The 21,804-nt window shown below is 42.5% G+C and carries 27 protein-coding genes; 23 read left to right on the forward strand and 4 right to left on the reverse strand.

The window, feature by feature from the left end:
- Positions 1-13: 13 nt before the first annotated feature.
- Together CDO84_RS06655 and CDO84_RS06660 are read right to left on the reverse strand one after the other, a co-directional pair.
- Positions 14-508 carry a L,D-transpeptidase family protein gene (locus CDO84_RS06655; RefSeq protein ID WP_082033047.1) on the reverse strand — a complete coding sequence of 165 codons (495 nt, stop codon included), beginning with the start codon at positions 506-508 and terminating at the stop codon, positions 14-16.
- Between the two features lie 57 nt (positions 509-565).
- Entirely contained in the window at positions 566-1,426 is an 861-nt protein-coding gene (locus CDO84_RS06660; protein ID WP_040083281.1) for a metallophosphoesterase, read from the reverse strand.
- Between the two features lie 143 nt (positions 1,427-1,569).
- Between CDO84_RS06660 and fadH the strand changes: the two genes are divergently transcribed.
- The 13 genes from fadH to CDO84_RS06725 all read left to right on the forward strand — a co-directional run bounded on the left by fadH (position 1,570) and on the right by CDO84_RS06725 (position 11,342).
- Complete coding sequence (gene fadH, locus CDO84_RS06665) at positions 1,570-2,334, forward strand: 2,4-dienoyl-CoA reductase (protein WP_014663789.1); 765 nt, start codon at positions 1,570-1,572, stop codon at positions 2,332-2,334.
- Between the two features lie 62 nt (positions 2,335-2,396).
- The gene (locus tag CDO84_RS06670; protein ID WP_040083280.1) at positions 2,397-3,620 is read left to right on the forward strand and encodes an EAL domain-containing protein; all 1,224 of its coding nucleotides are present in this window, start codon (positions 2,397-2,399) and stop codon (positions 3,618-3,620) included.
- A 654-nt stretch (positions 3,621-4,274) separates the two neighbouring features.
- A complete protein-coding gene (locus tag CDO84_RS06675) occupies positions 4,275-4,514 on the forward strand; it encodes a YkuJ family protein (RefSeq protein WP_003218671.1) in 240 nt (79 codons plus the stop codon).
- Positions 4,515-4,625: 111 nt separating this feature from the next.
- A complete protein-coding gene (locus CDO84_RS06680; RefSeq protein WP_040083279.1) occupies positions 4,626-5,144 on the forward strand; it encodes a ribonuclease H-like YkuK family protein in 519 nt (172 codons plus the stop codon).
- 133 nt (positions 5,145-5,277) lie between these two features.
- The gene (gene abbA, locus CDO84_RS06685; protein WP_010886502.1) at positions 5,278-5,475 is read left to right on the forward strand and encodes an AbrB antirepressor AbbA; all 198 of its coding nucleotides are present in this window, start codon (positions 5,278-5,280) and stop codon (positions 5,473-5,475) included.
- Positions 5,476-5,612: 137 nt separating this feature from the next.
- Positions 5,613-6,056: a cyclic-di-AMP-binding protein CbpB gene (cbpB, locus tag CDO84_RS06690; RefSeq protein ID WP_003218674.1), complete on the forward strand. Its 444-nt coding sequence runs from the start codon at positions 5,613-5,615 to the stop codon at positions 6,054-6,056.
- A 147-nt stretch (positions 6,057-6,203) separates the two neighbouring features.
- Entirely contained in the window at positions 6,204-7,085 is an 882-nt protein-coding gene (gene ccpC, locus CDO84_RS06695) for a transcriptional regulator CcpC (protein WP_014663793.1), read from the forward strand.
- A 110-nt stretch (positions 7,086-7,195) separates the two neighbouring features.
- Positions 7,196-7,672, forward strand: coding sequence for a flavodoxin (locus CDO84_RS06700; RefSeq protein WP_014663794.1), 477 nt, complete (start codon positions 7,196-7,198; stop codon positions 7,670-7,672).
- The gene (locus CDO84_RS06705) at positions 7,662-8,555 is read left to right on the forward strand and encodes a WD40/YVTN/BNR-like repeat-containing protein (RefSeq protein ID WP_040083278.1); all 894 of its coding nucleotides are present in this window, start codon (positions 7,662-7,664) and stop codon (positions 8,553-8,555) included. Before CDO84_RS06700 ends, CDO84_RS06705 begins: the two co-directional genes overlap by 11 nt.
- A gap of 15 nt (positions 8,556-8,570) precedes the next feature.
- Entirely contained in the window at positions 8,571-9,026 is a 456-nt protein-coding gene (locus CDO84_RS06710) for a flavodoxin (protein WP_040083277.1), read from the forward strand.
- Between the two features lie 104 nt (positions 9,027-9,130).
- A complete protein-coding gene (gene dapD / locus CDO84_RS06715) occupies positions 9,131-9,841 on the forward strand; it encodes a 2,3,4,5-tetrahydropyridine-2,6-dicarboxylate N-acetyltransferase (RefSeq protein WP_014663797.1) in 711 nt (236 codons plus the stop codon).
- Positions 9,842-9,910: 69 nt separating this feature from the next.
- Positions 9,911-11,035, forward strand: coding sequence for an N-acetyldiaminopimelate deacetylase (locus CDO84_RS06720; protein WP_040083276.1), 1,125 nt, complete (start codon positions 9,911-9,913; stop codon positions 11,033-11,035).
- A gap of 61 nt (positions 11,036-11,096) precedes the next feature.
- A complete protein-coding gene (locus CDO84_RS06725) occupies positions 11,097-11,342 on the forward strand; it encodes a YkuS family protein (RefSeq protein ID WP_003232382.1) in 246 nt (81 codons plus the stop codon).
- 35 nt (positions 11,343-11,377) lie between these two features.
- Here CDO84_RS06725 and mscT read toward each other — a convergent pair whose 3' ends face one another.
- Entirely contained in the window at positions 11,378-12,181 is an 804-nt protein-coding gene (gene mscT, locus CDO84_RS06730) for a small-conductance mechanosensitive channel protein MscT (protein WP_040083275.1), read from the reverse strand.
- 237 nt (positions 12,182-12,418) lie between these two features.
- Here mscT and ahpA point away from each other — a divergent pair, with 237 nt between their 5' ends.
- The 3 genes from ahpA to rok all read left to right on the forward strand — a co-directional run bounded on the left by ahpA (position 12,419) and on the right by rok (position 14,519).
- Positions 12,419-12,961, forward strand: a complete 543-nt coding sequence (ahpA, locus tag CDO84_RS06735; protein WP_014663800.1) for a biofilm-specific peroxidase AhpA — start codon at positions 12,419-12,421, stop codon at positions 12,959-12,961.
- Between the two features lie 66 nt (positions 12,962-13,027).
- A complete protein-coding gene (gene ykuV / locus CDO84_RS06740; protein WP_040083274.1) occupies positions 13,028-13,486 on the forward strand; it encodes a thiol-disulfide oxidoreductase YkuV in 459 nt (152 codons plus the stop codon).
- Positions 13,487-13,934: 448 nt separating this feature from the next.
- Positions 13,935-14,519 (forward strand): transcriptional regulator Rok, encoded by a 585-nt coding sequence (rok, locus tag CDO84_RS06745; protein WP_014663802.1) that lies wholly within the window; start codon positions 13,935-13,937, stop codon positions 14,517-14,519.
- 39 nt (positions 14,520-14,558) lie between these two features.
- Here rok and cse15 read toward each other — a convergent pair whose 3' ends face one another.
- Complete coding sequence (gene cse15 / locus CDO84_RS06750) at positions 14,559-15,521, reverse strand: spore protein Cse15 (protein WP_014663803.1); 963 nt, start codon at positions 15,519-15,521, stop codon at positions 14,559-14,561.
- Positions 15,522-15,656: 135 nt separating this feature from the next.
- On the opposite strand from cse15, the gene CDO84_RS06755 reads away from it, so the two are divergent.
- The 7 genes from CDO84_RS06755 to CDO84_RS06785 all read left to right on the forward strand — a co-directional run bounded on the left by CDO84_RS06755 (position 15,657) and on the right by CDO84_RS06785 (position 21,798).
- Positions 15,657-16,256 (forward strand): molybdenum cofactor guanylyltransferase, encoded by a 600-nt coding sequence (locus tag CDO84_RS06755; RefSeq protein WP_040083273.1) that lies wholly within the window; start codon positions 15,657-15,659, stop codon positions 16,254-16,256.
- Positions 16,257-16,306: 50 nt separating this feature from the next.
- Positions 16,307-17,326 carry a molybdopterin-synthase adenylyltransferase MoeB gene (locus CDO84_RS06760; protein ID WP_040083272.1) on the forward strand — a complete coding sequence of 340 codons (1,020 nt, stop codon included), beginning with the start codon at positions 16,307-16,309 and terminating at the stop codon, positions 17,324-17,326.
- A 17-nt stretch (positions 17,327-17,343) separates the two neighbouring features.
- Complete coding sequence (locus CDO84_RS06765) at positions 17,344-18,636, forward strand: molybdopterin molybdotransferase MoeA (RefSeq protein WP_040083271.1); 1,293 nt, start codon at positions 17,344-17,346, stop codon at positions 18,634-18,636.
- Positions 18,597-19,118 carry a molybdopterin-guanine dinucleotide biosynthesis protein B gene (mobB, locus tag CDO84_RS06770; RefSeq protein ID WP_040083270.1) on the forward strand — a complete coding sequence of 174 codons (522 nt, stop codon included), beginning with the start codon at positions 18,597-18,599 and terminating at the stop codon, positions 19,116-19,118. Before CDO84_RS06765 ends, mobB begins: the two co-directional genes overlap by 40 nt.
- Complete coding sequence (locus CDO84_RS06775) at positions 19,118-19,591, forward strand: molybdenum cofactor biosynthesis protein MoaE (protein ID WP_014663808.1); 474 nt, start codon at positions 19,118-19,120, stop codon at positions 19,589-19,591. The genes mobB and CDO84_RS06775 overlap by 1 nt, the downstream gene beginning before the upstream one ends.
- A complete protein-coding gene (gene moaD / locus CDO84_RS06780; RefSeq protein ID WP_014663809.1) occupies positions 19,584-19,817 on the forward strand; it encodes a molybdopterin converting factor subunit 1 in 234 nt (77 codons plus the stop codon). Before CDO84_RS06775 ends, moaD begins: the two co-directional genes overlap by 8 nt.
- Before the next feature lie 223 nt (positions 19,818-20,040).
- Positions 20,041-21,798, forward strand: a complete 1,758-nt coding sequence (locus CDO84_RS06785) for an ABC transporter ATP-binding protein (protein WP_040083269.1) — start codon at positions 20,041-20,043, stop codon at positions 21,796-21,798.
- Positions 21,799-21,804 lie beyond the last annotated feature (6 nt).

Below are 21,804 nucleotides of genomic sequence, written 5' to 3' on the forward strand. Positions count from 1 at the left end.
AAATAAGAAAACATTACCGGTTAATCAAGACTCTTGTTCCGTTTGGCACAATTGAAGCAAGTTCGATCACGTCTTTGTTTTGCATGCGAATGCAGCCTTTAGAAACAGCCTTGCCAATCGAAGCTGGATTATTCGTTCCGTGTATTCCGTAGTGCTGCTTTGAAAGGCTTAGCCAATAAGCCCCAAATGGGCCGCCGGGATTACGCTGGCGGTTAATAATGTAAAACTCGCCTGTAGGCGTTTGCGTAAGTATTTTGCCAACGGCGATAGGATAGGTTTTTATTACCCGATTATTTTGGAACAGCGTTAGGGTCTTCGCTCCGATTGAGACTGCGATATGATACGGAATTGTATAAGGGTCCGGCAGTCCGGGGATGACGATGGTCTGTCCTGCGGTGAGCCCTGCCTGCAGTGACGGATTAACCTGGAGTAATGCAGCCGTGCTGATTCTGAAATCAGCCGCGATGCTGTTAAGTGTATCACCTTGCTTCACCTGGTACGTAAGCAGTTTCCTCATCCTCCTTTTTTTACTTATAAGTATTGATAAGGAGCCTATCCTGCTACATTAATTTGTGCTTTTTAAGGTAAAGACAGTGATTTCAGGCTTGGCCAGAAACCGCAAAGGCAGCCTGGTCATCCCGAGGCCGCGGTTGACGTAAATATGATTGCTGCCCGTTTGATACATTCCCTCTGTGTAGACTTTTCCATATGGAGGCGTAATAATCGGTCCGTAAAAAGGCAGCTGAATCTGGCCGCCGTGTGTATGGCCGGAAAGCTGAAGATTTACCGGATAATTTGTTGTTTTCAAGGCTGCATCAGGTTCATGGACGAGAAGAATGGAAAAAAGTCTGTCACTCAGCCTTGAAAGGATTCCTTCGTAATCTGGGTTACCCAGCATTAAGTCATCAAGCGATGCAATCTCGATTTCGCTGCCATCTGCGAGCGATAATGTTTGATAGCCATTCCGGTATACCGTAAAACCGCCAGCCGACATCAGGCTTTTGTAAACAGCAGTTCCATAGCCTCCGTGATCATGATTGCCGTAAATACAAAGCTTGCCGAAGGGGGCATTAAGCTTTCTCAACAATGGAATGACTGCCTGGTGGTTCTGATACGTATCAGGATTATCGATGATATCACCTGTAAAAACAATGAGATCAGGTTTCGATTCATTAATTGTAAGAATGACTGTTTTTAAATCTTCGAGTGTAAAGTAATCACTCAAGTGTGTATCACTGAACTGCACGATTTTAAAACCGTCAAATCCGTGCGGGATGAGAGAACTTTTTATTGTGTGTTCGGTTGTCTCAATCATATGCGGCTCTAAATATCTGGCATAGCCATAGCCTCCGCCGGCCGTTAAAGCCCCGGCAGCAAGAGCACCGAACATTCCTTTGAGAAATTGTCTTCTGGACATCTTTTTCATTTCAAACCAACCTTTAATAGAGTTTTTCTATTATATCATCTGTATCTGATAAAAATCTCATATCAGCATGTACTGACAGAGGAAGGGGTATAATGATAGAATAATATTGAATGAATACTCATTCACAACAGGAGGGGAGAAACATGGAAAAAAAGGCGGTTATTATTACCGGCGGGTCAAGCGGTATGGGAAAAGCGATGGCAAAAAAACAAGCTGAATTAGGATGGCACGTTATGGTGACAGGCAGAAACCATGAAGCACTTGAAGAAACAAAAAAAGAAATTGAGACCTTTGAGGGGCAGGTCGCCTGTTTTCAAATGGATGTCCGTTCTGATTCCGCCGCTTCAGACATGATTACAGAAGCGGTAAAAGTCTTTGGCCGGCTTGATGCGCTGATTAACAATGCGGCCGGTAATTTTATTTGTCCGGCAGAAAAGCTAACGCCCAATGGGTGGAAAGCCGTTATTGATATTGTTTTAAACGGTACATTTTTTTGCAGCCAAGCCGCGGCAAGGCATTGGATTGACCAGAAGCAGCAGGGTGTCATTTTAAATATGGCAGCCACGTACGCTTGGGGAGCGGGAGCAGGGGTCGTTCATTCCGCTGCAGCCAAAGCGGGGGTATTGTCACTGACAAGAACGCTGGCCGTTGAGTGGGGGAGTCAATACGGCATCCGCACAAACGCGATAGCTCCCGGCCCGATTGAACGAACAGGCGGTGCTGAGAAACTATTTGAATCGGAAAAAGCAAAGGCTCGCACTATAAACAGTGTGCCGCTCGGCCGGCTGGGGACACCGGAAGAAATCGCCGCTCTGGCAGCATTTTTGCTTTCAGATGAAGCATCCTATATAAACGGGGATTGTATCACAATGGACGGGGGGCAATGGCTGAATCCTTATCCGTTTTAAGAATATTAATCTTTGGATTCAATGTGGTATAATCAGACAAAGATAGAGAAGCAGGTGATAACATGTTGGATCCACTTGATATTTTAACGAACATTGATGATGTCCTTCCGTATTACCAGGCGATTTTCAGTGCCGAGGAACAGAAGATCGTCGGATATGAGGTGCTTGGACGAATTTTGGCAGATTCAGAAATCCAAAGTCTCGGGCCCTTCTTTTTAGACGCGGGGATACCCGAAGAATATAAATTAGAGGTTGATAACAGAATTATCCGCCAGGCTCTTGACCGCTTTTTAGAGGCCGATTCTGATCTGCTGATTTTTATGAATCAGGATGCCAATCTGCTGATGCTGGATCATGGTGAAAGCTTTCTTGAGCTTCTGAAAGAATATGAAGCAAAGGGAATCGAACTCCACCGTTTTGTGCTAGAAATTACAGAGCACAATTTTGAAGGGGATATTGAGCAGCTCTACCATATGCTTGCATACTATCGTACATACGGAATCAAAATCGCAGTTGACAATATCGGAAAAGAAAGCAGCAACTTGGACAGAATCGCGCTGCTCTCACCAGATCTGTTAAAAATCGATTTGCAGGCGCTGAAAGTATCACAGCCATCACCGTCATATGAGCATGTGCTGTACAGCATCTCTTTATTAGCAAGAAAAATCGGGGCGGCGCTGCTGTATGAAGATATTGAGGCGAACTTCCAGCTTCAGTACGCCTGGAGAAACGGAGGCCGCTACTTTCAGGGCTATTACTTGGTGTCTCCATCTGAAACGTTTCTAGAGAGAGATGTATTGAAACATAGACTTAAAACTGAATTTCACCAATTTATCACACATGAGAAAAAGAAGCTGGAAACCGTCTATGAGCATTCCGAACAGTTTTACAAACGAGTGCATCAAGCTGTGACCTTTTTGAGAAAAAACAATTTGTCTTCTGATGATGATTTTATTAAAAAACTGGCGGAAGAGCTGACAGATTGCAGCTTTAGAATTTACATGTGTGATGGGGAAGGCGATCAGCTGACGGGAAATGTGTTTAAGCAAGATGGAGAATGGATTTATCAGCCAGAATATGCGGAGAAAAACTGGAGCTGGCGTCCTTATTTTTTGGAGAACATTATGCGAATGAGAAATCTCAGAAAAGGTTTTTTCAGTGATCTGTATAGTGATTTGGAAACAGGTGAAATGATTAGAACGTTTTCATATCCGATGGATGATCAAATGTATTTATTTATAGACTTGCCATATTCTTATTTATATGAGCAGGACGGACTGATTTAACGGCTGAAAGGCCGTTTTTTTTTATGAATTGAAAAAAATATCAAAAAACGATTGACATTGATACTGAGAATCATTATCATTTAATTATAGAGAGAAGCTACTCTCTGTTCCCCAACCCCTCTATCAGATCAAGATCCGAAAAAACTTGGCGCTACCCCCGCCAAGTTTTTTTATTTGTCAAAGCATAGGACAATCCACTGAAACAATAAACCTAACTAGTGGTAAACGGTTAACACAGAAAGGAACATTCAGTGCCGAATACCTCTGACACTGCTGCACCAGGTTAGGCGGAAAATTCTCTGTGGAATGATTACGTATTTCATTCAAATTGTTTTATCACTTCTATCCAATATAACTGCCAAGAGGTATGGCCGCGTGGAATTTCACCTGCACATCCAAAAGAAGGTTTTGACAAAGTTGCAAAAAGGTATTGTTATGCTGCAAGAATTCGAAAAAAATCTTAATTGTGTGCATGACATTCAAAAAAAGCCTCAAACTAAAGAAAAATCGTTTTTTTCGTTTTTTTTCTTTACTTAAATTCGACAGGGAAAATGCCATCCTGTCCGACTTTATGGTATGATGCTCAATAGAACTTGTATTATAATAAATACTTGTTGATTTGAAGTTGCTTTTTGAAAGGAGTCTTTTTTTAGAATGTCACAATTAATGGGTATCATCACACGGCTGCAAAGTCTGCAAGAAACAGCGGAAGCGGCTAACGAGCCAATGCAGCGTTATTTCGAAGTGAATGGTGAGAAAATATGCAGTGTTAAATATTTCGAAAAAAATCAAACGTTTGAACTGACGGTTTTCCAAAAAGGTGAAAAACCTAACACATATCCGTTTGATAATATCGACATGGTTTCAATCGAAATTTTTGAACTTCTTCAGTAAGATTCCTGAAATAGGAGGAAGGAAGCTTCCGCCTTTGCAAAAGTAATCGAAATAAACATGTAAGGAACATACTTGTTTCATGGTTGTAAATCCTTGAAAAGGAGTGTCGTGATGGCTGATTCTTTTCTGTTTTATAATCTTTCAGAAGCACAGATGACCTTTCAAGATGTGATGGAACGGCTTAAATCCTTTGTTCAAAAGGATCCCCGTTCTTCTTATGTGTTATCGATCGGAACCGATTCACAGGTTTACCGTGGTTACACAAAGTTTATTACCGCATTGCATTTGCATCGTACAGGCAAGGGAGCTTGGGGCTGCTTGAAAAATCATACAGTCAACAGACCCATACATAGCCTTCGGGAAAAGATTTCGTTAGAAACGGCCTACAGCCAAGAAACGGCCGCTCATATTCTTGATGGACACTTAATGGATATTACCGATCTGCTCCTGCCCTTTGCCGGTGAGGGGGCGGATCTTACCTTTGAAGTCCACTTGGATATTGGGAAAAAAGGGCTTACAAAAGATCTGATCCAAGAAATGACAGGACGTATCACTTCCATGGGGATTGAGGCCAAAATAAAGCCGGATTCATACACTGCATTCAGCTATGCAAATCGTTTCACAAAATAATTCTGGCTGAAATGCCAAGGGGAATGTCGAATTATGCGGTTGACGTTTGTTTTCTGATTACTTATTCTAGCGGTAGAGCTGAAAGTAAGTTGTCTTGCTTTCAGAGGTATTCAGTATAAAACAGGGGGCCTGATTGCGAATGAGTCTTATCGGTGAACGATTTACAGAAGAAGAACAAAAACTTCTGCTGAATATCCTGATCAACCATGAGTATGCCATCGAGCTATTAAGCAGTGAGATCAACGATATAGAGACAGGGACCAAAAACGTTGACGGAACCACCTACAAAAAACTTGTAACGCTATACGACCGATTTCGATTTGAAAATTAATGGAACACCCTATAATTGATACTCCACAAAGAGTATCTTTTTTATTGAAAGGAAACTTTTCGACAAATACTGATAAAGTTTATATTATTGCAATATAGGGAATGTATTGATGATGAAAATGAAAAGGGGTCGAAAACATGATAAGCTTACAATCAGATCAGCTTCTTGAGGCAACAGTCGGACAATTTATGATTGAGGCGGACAAAGTAGCGCACGTGCAAGTCGGAAATAACCTTGAGCACGCATTATTAGTACTGACAAAAACCGGATACACAGCCATCCCGGTTCTGGATCCTTCCTATCGTTTACATGGATTAATCGGGACAAATATGATCATGAACAGTATTTTTGGACTTGAAAGAATTGAGTTTGAAAAGCTTGACCAAATTACTGTTGAGGAAGTCATGCTGACTGATATTCCGCGCCTTCATATCAATGATCCGATTATGAAGGGATTCGGCATGGTCATTAATAACGGATTTGTTTGTGTTGAAAATGACGAGCAGGTGTTTGAAGGAATTTTTACGAGAAGAGTCGTTTTAAAGGAATTGAATAAGCACATACGCTCATTGAATAAGTAGGCTTTAAGGCCTATTTTTATTATATTGACAGAGCAAAAAAAGAAAGCGTATACATAATTTAAATGAGAATAGGGCTTGAATCAGAAACTAAGGTTTTATTAGAATGGGAGATAAGAAAAACTTATTGATAATAAAAAGGAGGACGACATGCAGCTTCAAGAGCTTCATATGCTCGTAGTTTTAGCTGAGGAATTAAACATGAGAAAGGCGGCGGAACGGCTTTTCGTATCTCAGCCGGCTTTATCTCAGCGCTTACAAACCATTGAAAAGGCGTGGGGCACAAAAATCTTTTTAAGATCCCAAAAAGGATTAACGGTAACGCCGGCCGGGGAGAAAATCATTCAGTTTGCGAATGATGTAACATTAGAGCAGGAAAGAATAAGAGAAAATATTGATGAACTTGAAGGTGAAATTCACGGCACATTGAAGCTTGCCGTCGCCTCTATAATCGGTCAGCATTGGCTCCCTAAAGTCCTGAAGACGTATGTTGAAAAGTATCCGAATGCAAAGATCTCGCTCATAACCGGGTGGAGCAGCGAAATGCTGAAAAGCTTATATGAGGATCAGGTTCATATCGGCATAATAAGAGGCAACCCTGAGTGGAAGGGCCGCAAAGATTACTTAATGACAGATCATCTGTATTTAGTAGATACTGAAATTTCCTGCATCGAAGATATTGCCCATACAGAACGACCGTTTATCCAGTTTAAAAGTGACAGTACTTATTTTCAGGAAATACAGCACTGGTGGCACCAAAAATTTAAAACGTCGCCAAAACAGACGATATTGGTTGATCAGATTGAAACGTGCAAACAGATGGCGCTGCACGGAATCGGTTATGCCATTTTGCCGTCTGTTACCCTTCAAAATGAAGATAAAGTGAATAAAATGCCTCTGTTAGACCTGAAAGGGCATCCGATCGGTCGGGATACATGGTTATTAGGCTATGAGCCTGCCTTTGAACTGAAACAAGTTCAAGCTTTTGTACAAGTAATAAAGGATATGCTGGATCAGGAAAATCCATTTTAAAGACAGCGATGTGCTGTCTTTTTTTATTTATATGTTGACAGTGAGAATCATTATCATTTAAAGTGATACATATGATATTGAAAATCATTATCAATTAATGGGGTGATAACATGGCTAAAGCCTTGATTACATATGCCAGCATGTCAGGAAATACAGAAGACATTGCCTTCATAATAAAAGAAACGCTTCAGGAATATGAGTTGGATATCGATTGTGTCGAGATAGACGATGCGGATGCGTCGGCTTTAACATCCTATGATTATGTACTGATTGGCACTTATACATGGGGGGACGGCGATTTGCCCTACGAGGCGGAGGATTTTTTCGAAGAGGTCAAACAGCTTCAGCTTAATGGTTTAAAAACAGCCTGCTTCGGATCTGGCGATTATTCTTATCCAAAGTTTTGCGAAGCGGTGAATTTGTTCAGTGCCATGCTGCAAGAGTCCGGAGCTGCTGTTTACCAGGAAACACTAAAAATCGAATTAGCCCCTGAAACAGATGAAGATGTGGAAAGCTGCCGAGCGTTTGCGAGAGGTTTTCTTGCATGGGCAGATTTTATAAGCAAGGAAAAAAGCCATGTTTCATAAAGGAGCAACTGCTGTCACGGCATCGGCGTTTTCTGGATATTTTGTGGCGGTACAAAGAGAAGGCATTTTTCATTATTCTATGGAGCGGGGCTGGAGAAAGCTTTTTCGTTTGAAAAGTAAGATACACTGTATCAGTTATATAGGGCCTTACTTATTTGGCGTCGGTGAAAAGGGAATGGTCATTCGTTCAGCTGATGAAGGGAATACCTGGACGATGTCAAGCTTTCCGACAAATGCAACAGTGTGGGCGATTACCGGCAGAAACGACGGATTTGTCTGCGCCCATGGCAAGCATTGTATTTATGTATCGGATGATTTTGGTGTCTCATGGCGCGTAGCCAAACCTTTTGCTGAATGTGATAATCCTCCTGTTATCAGGTCGTTATGCCTGCATGGGGACAATCTTTTCATCGGCACGCAAATACACGAATATTTTGGCGGCATTTGGGCTTATGACATTAAGTGTGACACTGTCCGAATTGTCAAAAAAGAAAAAAAACGGATGACGGCATCCATGCTCGTGTTCAATGAAAATTGGCTGGTGGCGGCGATGGGTTCTGTGAAAGGGAAGCACGGAGCTGTCACTATACGGAATCTTTTGACTGATGAAGAATTCACCATACAATCCAGTATGATCAGAAAAGAAGAATCATTTCTTGATCTTTCAGAGGATGATGGCATTATATATGTCACTACAACACAAGATGAAAACGGTTTTTCGAGAATTTACCAGGTTGATCTTGAAGCCCGGTCGTTAAAATGGTTCGATACCATTAAGGGGCATGGATGGAGAGTGGCCAATCAGAAAGAGAATTTCTTTTGTGCAGGCTTGTATGAATGCAAATTTGTCCAGCCGTACGAAGTTTCTGCAATGATTCATTAGAGGAGGAATAAAGAATTGGCGAAGATTTTGCTCGTTTATGCAACAATGTCAGGCAACACTGAAGCAATGGCAGATTTGATTGAGAAGGGGCTTCAGGAGGCGGAAGCAGAAGTGGACCGTTTCGAAGCAATGGATATTAGTGATGCCCAGCTGTTTAACAATTATGACCATATTATGATGGGAACCTATACGTGGGGAGACGGCGATCTGCCTGATGAATTTTTAGATCTGGCTGAAGACATGGATGAGATTGATTTTTCCGGCAAAACATGCGCTGTATTCGGTTCCGGTGATACAGCATATGAATTTTTCTGTGGAGCGGTTGATACGCTTGAGGCAAAAATAAAAGAACGCGGTGGCGACATTGTGCTCCCTTCGGTAAAAATCGAAAATAATCCAGAAGGTGAAGAAGAGGATGAATTAATAAACTTCGGGAAACAATTCGCTAAGAAAAGCGGGTGCGCTGTCTGATCGCCCACCGGGAACTGCTAAAGCGGCTGTTCCTTTTTTTCTTGTCTTTGTATCTTTCCTTTGATACAGTAATGAGGTAGAAAATCAGGAGGAGGACTATACATATGAAAATGATGGACGCAAATGAAATTATTTCATTTATTCAAAATAGCACAAAATCTACACCTGTAAAGGTTTACGTGAAAGGTGAGCTGGAAGGCATCAATTTCGGCGAAGCTGCGAAAGCTTTTATCAACGGAAACACTGGTGTCGTTTTCGGTGAGTGGAGCGAAATTCAAACAGCAATTGAAGAAAACCAAAGCAAAATCGAAGACTATGTGGTTGAAAATGACCGCCGCAATTCTGCGATCCCAATGCTTGATCTTAAAAATATCAAAGCGCGTATCGAGCCGGGCGCGATCATCCGCGACCAAGTTGAAATCGGTGATAACGCAGTCATCATGATGGGCGCTTCTATTAATATCGGTTCAGTTATCGGCGAAGGCACAATGATTGATATGAACGTTGTGCTTGGCGGACGAGCTACTGTCGGGAAAAACTGCCATATCGGCGCGGGTTCTGTACTTGCGGGTGTTATTGAGCCGCCATCCGCTAAACCGGTTGTGATTGAAGACGATGTTGTCATCGGCGCAAATGCTGTTGTGCTTGAAGGCGTAACAGTAGGTAAAGGAGCTGTTGTTGCTGCTGGAGCGATCGTGGTAAACGACGTTGAGCCATACACTGTTGTAGCAGGCACACCAGCTAAGAAAATCAAAGACATTGATGAAAAAACAAAAGGCAAAACTGAAATCAAGCAGGAATTACGCCAGCTGTAAGGAAAGTTTGATAAAAAAGGCGTGGATAATATATCCACGCCTTATTCGTATAGCCAGGAGGAATGAAAAATGAAGAAAGAGGAGCTCATCGCAATCCGCAGAGATTTGCACCGGATACCGGAGCTTGGGTTTCAGGAGTTCAAAACCCAGCAGTATTTATTACAAGTCTTAGAACAATATCCCGAAGACAGAATTGAAATTGAAAAATGGCGAACAGGGCTTTTTGTAAAGGTGAACGGGACGGCGCCGGAAAAAATGCTGGCGTACAGAGCGGATATCGACGCGCTCTCCATTGAAGAGCAAACAGGTCTTCCATTCGCATCAGAGCATCCCGGCAACATGCACGCCTGCGGACATGATTTGCATATGACGATTGCGCTCGGCATTATTGATCATTTTGTTCACCATCCAGTCAAACATGATTTGCTTTTTCTGTTCCAGCCGGCAGAGGAAGGGCCTGGCGGTGCGGAACCAATGCTTGAGAGCGATGTATTAAAAAAGTGGCAGCCTGATTTCATCACTGCGCTTCACATTGCACCAGAGCTTCCAGTAGGCACCATTGCGACAAAAAGCGGCCTTCTATTTGCGAATACATCAGAGCTTGTCATCGACCTGGAAGGCAAAGGCGGACATGCGGCATATCCGCATTTGGCTGAGGATATGGTTGTAGCGGCAAGTACACTTGTCACCCAGCTGCAAACAATCATCTCTAGAAACACAGATCCGCTAGACAGCGCTGTTATTACAGTTGGTACCATTACCGGAGGCTCGGCACAAAATATCATTGCCGAAACGGCCCACCTGGAAGGCACGATTCGCACGCTTTCTGAAGAATCGATGAAACAGGTAAAGGAACGGATTGAAGATATAGTGAAAGGAATCGAAATTGGATTCCGCTGCAAAGGAAAAGTGACTTATCCGTCTGTATATCACCAAGTTTACAATACGAACGGACTGACAGAAGAATTTATGTCTTTTGTTGCTGAACATCAACTGGCAACAGTAATAGAAGCAAAAGAAGCAATGACGGGAGAGGATTTTGGCTACATGCTGAAAAAATATCCCGGCTTTATGTTCTGGCTCGGCGCTGATTCTGAACACGGGCTTCATCACGCTAAGCTGAACCCCGATGAAAATGCGATAGAAACAGCGGTTAATGTCATGACCGGTTATTTTTCTGTTTATGCCAATTAAGCACAAATGAAAGAATAAAATTCCATAAAATGAGCACTCTAGTAAACGGAGGTGTTCAATAATGGCTAAAAAAATTGGAATTGAACAATCGTTATCAGATGTAGAAGCTGCTTTAAAAGAAAAAGGATATGACGTTGTGATGATGAAAAGCCCTGCCGATGCACAAGGCTGTGACTGCTGTGTCGTAACAGGCCTTGATAATAATGTGCAAGGGATAGCCGATACGGTAACACAAGCACCTGTCATTACAGCTTCCGGGATGACGGCTGAAGAAATTTGCAGCGAAGTTGAAAGCAGAATTCAGTAACATAAAAACCGAAGCAAAGAGCTTCGGTTCTTTTATTATTCAGTTTCTTTAGGAAAAGCGCGGTCAAGCGCGGTTTTTATTTCCTTTCTAAGCACTCGCTCGACTCGCCACTGTTCCATATTTTCTGTTTTTGCAATGACTCTGATCACAATTTCAGAAGTCCCCAGTTCTTGAATCCCGATGACATTTGGGCCTTCTTTTATTTGCGGAAGAGCGGCTGCCGTTTCATCACATACTTGCTGTAAAATGTGAATCATTTCATCAATGTTTCTTTCAGCCGGCACTTTAATGTCAACAAGTGCCTGCATGGTTCCCCGTGAATGGTTGCTCACGTTTGTAATATTTCTGTTGGGGATGTAATGCAGTGTTCCGTCAAAGCTGCGGATTTGAGTTGTTCTTAAGCCAACCTGTTCGACAATTCCGTCAAAGGTAGAAACCGTAATATAATCTCCGACATCCAATTGTTTCTCAAGCAAAATAAAAAAACCTGTCACGATGTCACTGACAAGCCCTTGGGCGCCAAATCCGACAGCCAGGCCGACGATTCCTGCCCCCGCTAAAAGAGCGCTTGGATCGTAATGAAACAAATCAAGAACCATGACGAAGAATATGAAAATCAATGTATAGGCAAATATGTTAAGAGTCAGGCTTCGGAGCGTATGTGCACGTCCGATAGACAAACTATTCTGCTCCTCGAATTTTGCAAATAGATGTTTAATGATTTTTATGCCTAATGATCGAACGATAAAATAGAGCAATATCATAATAGCAAGTTTAATGAGCAGAACACCGGCATTTGTAATAAGTCCCGCCCAATCATACTGATTAATAAAGTCCATGTTGAGCTCCTTTTCTGAATTGATTGCTGCACATTGAGACTAGATACCCTGTACATGACCATGTTAAACGTTTTATTCAAAAATGTCGAAGCCAAAGGCATGCATGATTTGTTAAAAATTGACTCAAGAAATCCACTTTAATATAATGGTGTTGCAATATAACAAAATATGGTTGATGAACCTTTATTTTCATGAAATGTCGACGTTTAAGCCAAACAATAAATTGGAGGGATACATATGGCAGAACGTATGGTAGGTAAACAAGCTCCTCGTTTTGAAATGGAAGCAGTCCTTGCAAGCAAAGAATTTGGCAAAGTAAGTCTTGAGGAAAACATGAAAAACGACAAATGGACGGTGTTGTTTTTCTATCCAATGGACTTCACTTTTGTTTGTCCGACAGAAATTACAGCAATGTCTGACCGCTATGACGAGTTCGAAGATCTTGATGCAGAAGTCATCGGGGTTTCAACTGATACGATCCATACTCATTTAGCTTGGATCAATACAGACCGCAAAGAAAACGGTCTTGGCCAGCTGAAATATCCGCTTGCTGCTGATACAAACCATGAGGTATCCCGTGAATATGGCGTTTTAATCGAAGAAGAAGGTGTGGCTTTACGCGGATTGTTTATTATGAATCCTGAAGGGGAGCTTCAATATCAAACTGTTTTCCATAACAACATTGGGCGTGATGTTGATGAAACGCTTCGTGTTCTTCAGGCGCTGCAGACTGGCGGACTCTGTCCGGCTAACTGGAAACCAGGCCAAAAAACACTGTAAATCTTTCTAAGAACGAAAGGTTTAGCATATCCGTTAGGCTTTTCTGTTTAATAGGAGGGAAATGCAATGAAATTACGTCAGCCAATGCCTGAATTGACGGGAGAAAAAGCTTGGTTAAATGGTGAAGTGACGAGAGAGCAATTGATCGGGGAAAAACCGACGCTTATTCATTTCTGGTCCATCAGCTGTCACTTGTGTAAAGAAGCAATGCCGCAAGTGAATGAATTTCGTGATAAATATAAAGATCAACTGAATGTTGTAGCTGTGCATATGCCCCGTTCCGAAGATGATCTTGACCTTGGTAAAATTAAAGAAACAGCTGCTGAACACGATATCACTCAGCCGATTTTTGTTGACAGTGACCATGCTTTAACCGATGCATTTGAAAATGAATATGTACCTGCGTATTATGTGTTTGATAAAACAGGACAGCTCCGTCACTTTCAAGCCGGCGGTAGCGGTATGAAAATGCTTGAGAAACGTGTGAACCGTGTTTTGGCTGAAACGGAGCAAGTATCTGAATAGTTTTTCCTAAAAACCTGATCTCATCAGGTTTTTATTTGTGCAAAAAAGTAATGGAAGAAGAGTAAGAAGCTTATTTTTCCAGATTTGGGCATAGGAAATGATGATTTGTTTCATTCATACGCTAAAAAAACAGCTAATTTTTGATGTTTTTCCTCAATTTTAGATAAATCACATATCTCATAACTCGAAAATTGTAGATATTACACTAAATTTCTTTAAAGAAGTAAGTAAAATATATATTTTCAACATTATACCAAATAAACTAGAAAGACCATTGATCCCTTGAGAATAAAGGACTCTTTTGAAAAATAAAACATTTTCAGAAAATAAGGAATTTTTCATAGAGTAAATATAATAGTAAAATGCTAAAATAATAGTTGATAAAATTACTTTTGTAATCTAATATCTTAATTAAAGATGTTAATTTTGATAGGGGGTACATTGAGGAATGTTTAATGAAAGAGAAGCTTTGCGCTTGCGGTTAGAACAATTAAATGAAGCTGAAGTGAAAGTCATTCGTGAATATCAAATTGAACGTGATAAAATATACGCAAAATTAAGAGAGCTGGACAGAAATGGAAGCCCTTCCGAAATCAAAAAGGATTTCCGTTCTGAAAAAAAGCCTGACTCTCTGCCTGTTCTCGCTGAGCTTGCGGCTCAGGAAATCAGAAGCTATCAGCCGCAATCACAGCAGCAGTCTGTGCAGCCTCAGCTTCAATCTATTTCCTCTCTTCCTGCCGGTATACCAGACGGAACAACACGAAGAAGAAGAGGAACGGCAAGACCGGGATCAAAAGCAGCTAAGCTGCGTGAAGCTGCCATTAAAACATTAAAACGCCATAACGCGGCGATTAAAAGCTCCGAGCTTCAAAAAGAGATTGAAAAAGAAAGCGGTCTTGAAATCCCTAATATGACAACGTTTATGCAAAGCTTAATTAAAATGTACCCGGAAGTGAAAAAGCCGTATCGCGGCCAGTACATTTTAGAAGGTGAAATCGAAACTGCAGAATCAGCCGAATCTGCAAATGAATAAATATACAGAAAAACTGCTTGGCATTGCTCAAGCAGTTTTTTATTTGGTTTTTTTCTGTGAAGGTTTGTTTTCTTTTTCAAGATTAAGTTTATACACCCACTTTTGATATGGCTTTTCTTCAGCGGCCCTGTTTTTCAGCCCCTCGATTGTTTGGCTCATGGCCTGGTCTGATGATTGGGCGCGGGTAAGCTGTTTTTGAAGCACATGTATCTGTTTTGTGACATCTTCAAGGATGGTTTCTACATGATTTGGCTGCGCGTAGACCGCTGGAGCTTCTTCTGTTTTTTCTTTTTGTTTCGTGTTGCCATCAATATCGGCAAAATGAGAAGCAATCCAGGCATCGCTTTCATCAAGCTGCCGTTTATACGATATAATAGTTTCGTGAAATAATTTTTCTTTCGTTTTTTCGATGTCTAGCAATCTTTCTTTCGTTTCTATGATTCGATCTTTCATATGATCAACTTCTATTTTAATATGTTGTAGCTGATATTCTTTTTCTACCATTTGCTCTTTTAGACGCCCGTTTTCAGCTTTTATCAATTCGGCTTGCTGTTTTGCCTGAAGCAGTGCATTCTGCTCCTGCTCAATAGAGGCCTGAAGTTGACTGATACGTTTATGAAGATTTTTATTTTCTTCTTCGATTTTGATTTTAGCAATATGAAGCTTATGTTTTTCTTCGATTTCGGCTCTGCGTTTATAGGTTTCAGCAGATAGAAGCTCCTGTAAAACAACGATTTTATCAAGCAGTTCAGCTCTTATTTGGTGCAGAGATTGGCTGGTGTGGGAGGCATGTTTTTCTTTTGTTGACATTTGTGTTAATTCGGCAGTCAACTGCTGGAGTTTTTCTTTCATATCGTTATTTTCTTTGAGCAATTTGTTATTTTTCTGGTGAAAGTAGCTTGCTTCCAGTTCAGAGATCAGCTTATGGCACCTTGAAAGCTCGGATTTTAAATAAAGGTTCTCCTGAGACACGTCGTGGAAAAAAGGACCTGATCTTTTCATTCGAACCATCTCCCTCATGATGTTAACACTACAATATGCAAATACTGAACAGCTATTCCTCTTTAATAAACAGACAAGCAGTAGCGTTGAGCCTTTGCTTTTGCTATGCTTTTAACGAACTAGAGGTGAGATGACATGAAGCATGTAAACGTACTGCTGGCAGGGGGAGCCTCGCGGCGATTTGGAGAACCGAAAGCGTTTGTCAAATGGAAGGGCAGGATGCTTTACGAATGCGCAAAAAAGGCACTTGGAGAACATACGGTTATCATCAGCCGTCCCGAATTTATTGATAGATTTCAAGAAAACGGTGAAAATGAAGTGTATCAAGATGCTGAGCCATTTCAAGGCATGGGGCCATTGGCTGGTATATATACCGCTTTTAAAAAGACCGACGGTGATCTTTATACTGTTCTTTCCTGTGACACACCGCTGATACAAAGAAGGACGATGCTGGAGCTCAAACGTCTGATGACTGCCGATACGGACGCGGTAGTCCCGATTTCAGACGGACAAATGCAGCCATTGATTGCGATTTACCACAAACGCATCATGCCGGTTCTATACGATCAGCTTTCTGAGAAAAGGCTGAGAATATCAGATTTATTAGGCAGAATGTCGGTTTGTTACGTACAGGCTGAAGATATCGGAGCAAGTCCGGCAGAGTTTATCAATATTAATACACGCGATGATTTTAGCTGTTTGGACGATAAGTTGAACTCCTTCAGACGGGACTGACGGAGCAATAACATGATAAGATGACATAAAAGATAAGGAGAACAGGTTTGATGGAGGAACGTTATTCACGGCAGATCAGATTTAAGCAAATTGGGGAAGAGGGCCAGAAAAGGCTGGCAGACAGCCATGTGCTGGTTGTCGGAGCGGGAGCGCTCGGCACTGCAAGCGCTGAAGGGCTTTCGAGAGCGGGAATCGGTACTGTTACCATTATTGACCGTGACTATGTGGAGTGGAGTAATCTTCAAAGGCAGCAGCTTTATACAGAAAGCGATGCCAAACTCCGCATGCCGAAAGCCATGGCTGCCAAAGAGCATCTATCAGCAATTAACAGCGACATACATATTGAAGCATATGTTACCGAAGGAACAGCCGAAACGCTAGAGCCGCTGATTGAAAAAGCAGATGTCGTGATCGACGCGACAGATAATTTTGAAACCCGCATGCTGATAAACGATCTTGCCCAGAAAACAAAGACACCGTGGGTCTATGGCGCCTGCGTAAGCAGCCAGGGAATGTTCATGACGGTCATTCCCGGAGAAACCCCTTGCCTGTCTTGTTTGTTTGAGCAAATTCCAGTCGGCGGGGCGACGTGTGATACTGCCGGCATTATTCCGCCGGCTGTGCATATCGTTTCAGCATATCAGCAAGCTGAGGCATTAAAGCTGTTAACAGGCCAAATAGAAGCAATACAGCGCGGTTTTGTGACATTTGATGTCTGGAACAATTCGCATATGAAGATTAACGTTGATCATGTACGCCGTGAGGATTGCCCGTCTTGCGGAACAAATGCGGTATATCCCTATCTTCAGGATTGGAACATGCCGAAAGCCGCTGTACTATGCGGCCGTGATACAGTACAGGTAAGGTCGGAATCATTAAAAAGAATCCCGAAACAGGAACTCGTTAAGCGGCTGAAGAAAATCGGCAAGGTTGAGGCTAATTCGTTTTTGCTGCATATTTTTTACGAGGATTACAGAATTGTCATTTTCAATGACGGACGGGCACTGGTGCATGGAACAAATGATGTGAAAGAAGCCAATTCCGTGTTGGCAAGAGTGATTGGATTGTAACAACAGGAGGGGTCAGAATGCTGGAGAAAAGAACACCGATACCGGTAGACGAGGCAGTTCGGCGTGTCTGCCATTTTCAAAAACAAGGTGAAACAGAATGGGTGGCGCTTGAAGACAGCCTTCATCGATTTTTAGCCGAAGATATAACTGCGGATCACCACGTACCCGCGTTTGACCGTTCGCCATACGACGGTTTTGCTGTCAGATCGTGCGATACGGCAGAAGCTTCACGTGAAAACCCAATTCGGTTTGAAGTCATTGACCATATTGGAGCGGGGTCAGTATCTGAAAAAGAACTTGGTCCGTTTCAGGCCGTGCGGATTATGACCGGCGCGCAAATCCCTGAAGGGGCAGATGCAGTCGTCATGATTGAACTGACTCAAACCTTTGAGGAGAATGGGAAGTCATTTATGTCTTTAAAGCGCCGCTTTCAGCCGGGAGATAATATTTCAAAAACTGGTGAGGACGCTCAAAAAGGGAGTGTTTTACTAAGAAAGGGCACCCGGGTGACACCAGGAGTGACTGCTCTATTGGCAACTTTCGGATACGCTTCGGTGCCTGTGGTGAGAAAGCCTGTTGTCGGGATTATCGCAACAGGTACCGAATTGCTGAATGTCAGTGATCCGCTGGAACCGGGAAAAATCCGCAACAGCAATGCGAGTATGGTATATGCACAAGTGATAGAAGCTGGCGCAACACCGCTTTATTTAGGGAAAATCTCTGATGAGCTGGATAAAAGCTTTGCTGCAGTGAAAGAAGCGATGAAAAAGGTGGATTTCCTGATCACAACTGGCGGTGTGTCAGTCGGTGATTTTGACTTTTTGCCTGCGATCTATGAAAAACTCGGAGCAGACGTGCTGTTTAATAAAGTTGCCATGCGCCCGGGCAGCGTGACAACGGTGGCGCATGCAAACGATATGTTGCTGTTTGGCCTCTCAGGTAACCCGTCGGCATGCTATGTCGGTTTTGAACTGTTTGTCAAGCCAATGATCCAGACATGGCTGCTTAATAAAACACCGCATTCGATTTGTGCGGAAGCTGTGCTGGCCAAAGATTTTCCGAAGCCGAACCCGTTTACCCGATTTGTTCGTGCATTTGTGCACCATCAGGAAGGGAAGCTGTTGGCGACACCCGTCGGATTAGATAAGTCGAGCTCTGTCACGTCACTTGCAGAAGCCAATGCTTTCATTATCCTGCCAGGCGGGACGAGAGGCTACGAATCTGGCAGAACGGTTCAAGTGCTGCTCATCAGAGAAGAGAATGGAAGTGAGTGGCCTTGGTCCGTCCTTTCCCAATCGTCCAAGTTGTAGGATTTCAAAACAGCGGGAAAACAACGTTTATCGAGCGTATTCTTGAAAAAGCCTCTGAACAGGGGGTTCATTTGGGCTGCCTGAAGCATCATGGTCACGGCGGTGAACCGCAAACGTTCACGGAAGGAAAAGACACGGACCGTTACAAGGCGGCAGGTGCTGATGTGGCAGCGGTAGAAGGTGCTGGTGTGTTACAGCTGACAGTCCGCCGCAATTGGGATTTGGCACGGCTGATCGAGTTATATCAATTTCTCGAAACAGACTGTCTTCTGATTGAAGGCTTTAAAAAAGCCCCTTATCCTAAAGTGGTCATCCTACGTGAAAAGGAAGATCTGGAAGCGCTGCAGGCAGTGAATATAATCGCCATCATCTATAGGAAAAAAGAGCATATGACAGAGCATCAGGGATTGCCCGTTTTTCATGCGGATGATCCGGTTGCCGTGGATTTTGTGCTTTCACAGCTGAAGGGGGAATCTGCATAATGAAACGGTTTGAGATTACGAAAACACCTATTATTACTGAAGACATCATTAAAAAAGTGGAGAAACGGGAAGCAGGGGCAATTACCACATTTATTGGCACGGTTCGGGAATGGACAAACGGAAAAAGAACGGTTCGGCTTGAATATGAGGCATATGAACCGATGGCCGTGCAAATGCTTGCTCAAATCGGAGCTGAAATCGAAGAAAAATGGGAAGGCGCTTCCGCTGCAATCACGCACCGTATAGGTGTGCTGGATATCGGTGAAGCAGCGGTCGTGATCGCTGTATCTTCTCCCCATCGCAAAGCTGCTTATGAAGCTAATGAGTATGCGATCGAACGAATTAAACAGATTGTGCCGATTTGGAAAAAAGAAATTTGGGAAGATGGTGAGCAATGGATCGGCGACCAGCTTGAAACAACAGCTTATCCAAATGGAAAACCAGACCTAAGCGAGGGAGAGCAGCATGATTAAAATACTTTTATTTGCAGGGCTTGCTGAACAGGCCGGCACACAAGCACTAGAAATAGATATGGAACAAGCAACCATAGATGAAATAAAAGCGAGCCTAAAAGAACAATATGGTCTTGAATCCCTTGATACGGCTATGATTGCCGTTAACGAAAGCTATGTAAAAGAAAATACCTCTGTAACTTCAGGTGACACGGTGGCCATCATACCACCAGTCAGCGGGGGATGAAAACCGGACGGCATTTCAGCCATCCGGTTTTTCTGTATGTCATTGGCATATCCCCAAGTATCCCTAGCATACAATGATTTTCTGTAAGCGTTTATTCTACATATATTACTCCCTATAAAGTAAGAGACTTACTCCATAATTAGACTGAATTTTTGAAAAATAATAGAACTTTATTTCGGGTATCGATATAGTAAAGATGATAAATGTTGGAAAGGTGCTGGATATGGAGACATTTAAAAGATTAAAAATGTATTATTGGCCGTACCGAAAAGTGTTTTTGTGGTCGCTTCTAGCCATGCTTTTAATGACTGCGGTTACTGTCGTTTATCCGATTATCCTGCAAATTACGATTGATGAGATCGTACTGGGAAGACAGTATCAGCTTGCAGCATGGGTCAGCTTGGGATTTATTGCGGTAATGGCCTTGAAAGGAACCGCTACCTTTTTTCACCAATATTTAGGTGATATGTTTGGAATCAAATCCGTTTATCGGCTGAGAAATAGCCTGTATGAAAAACTGCAGCGGCTTTCTTTTTCTTATTATGATAACGCGAAAACAGGAGATTTGATGTCCAGGCTGACAGCTGATGTTGAAGGGCTTCGTTTTTTCTTATCATACGGCCTCGCTGAGCTCATTCGCTTCGGCCTGCTAGTCGCCATCAGCCTGTCGGTTATGTTTTACTATTCTGTTCCCCTCACACTCGTGACAATAGCAGTTCTGCCATTTCTCGCTGTTGTGGTATATCGGTTTGACAAAAGAGTCCATCCTGCCTTCAGAGGCATCCGCAAATCGTTTGCAAAGCTCAATACAAAAGTGCAGGAAAATATCAGTGGCATCAATACGGTTAAATCTCTTTCCAGAGAAGATTTCCAAGTCAGTATTTTCAATAAAGCCAATGCGGAATACAGAGCACAATATTTACAAACATCATCCATCTGGTCTGCGTATTTCCCTTTAATGGAGTTCATCGGTAACATTTGTATTGTAGCTCTCCTCTCATACGGCGGATACTTGGTTATGCAAAATCAGCTCAATCCCGGTGAACTTGTTGCTTTCTTCAGCCTTGTCAATTATATGATGTGGCCGATTATGAACTTAGGCTTTGTCATTAATATGTTCTCTCAAGCAAAAGCATCAGGTGAACGCCTGCTCGACATTCTGGAAAAAGAAGAAGACATTACAGATCATCCTCTTGCTTTATGTAAACAAAAATTAACTGGAGATGTCCATTTCAAAAATGTTTCTCTTGCATACGGAAAAGAACAAACAAACGCGCTGTGCAATGTAAGCTTTGAGGCAAACAGTGGGAAGGTAATCGGACTGTTAGGCCCGACGGGTTCGGGAAAAAGTTCAGTGACACAGCTTCTGACCAGATTTTACAGCCCTGTTAGCGGAACGATTACCATTGATCACAAACCCATCACAGATTATTCGTTAAAAACGCTTCGCTCCAATATCGGAGTCGTACTTCAAGAATCCTTCCTGTTTTCATCCACGATCCGATCAAATATTTCGTATGGGCGGCCGGATGCCTCAATGGAAGACATCATCGAAGCAGCAAAAAGGGCGCAGGCCCATAACTTTATTATGGAGCTTCCTGATGGGTATGACACCATGCTGGGAGAGAGGGGAATGGGGCTTTCCGGCGGACAGAAACAGCGTATTGCCATTGCGAGAGCCATCTGTTTGAACCCGAGCGTTTTAATATTGGATGATGCCACAAGTGCAGTAGATATGCAAACGGAGCACAGCATACAGCTTGCCTTAAAAGAAGTCATGAAAAACCGCACAACCTTTATCGTTGCTCACCGCATTTCTTCACTGAAACACGCCGATGAAATTCTCGTTTTTAATAAAGGACGCATTTGTGAAAGGGGAACACATCACGAGCTTCTTGAAAAAGAAGGCTACTATAAAAAGATTTACGATTTGCAATACCGTGATGTCAAAATGATGAATGAGCCGCATGAGGTCGGATAGGGAGGG

Source organism: Bacillus sp. MD-5, assembly GCF_002201875.1.
GTDB lineage: Bacteria > Bacillota > Bacilli > Bacillales > Bacillaceae > Bacillus > Bacillus stercoris.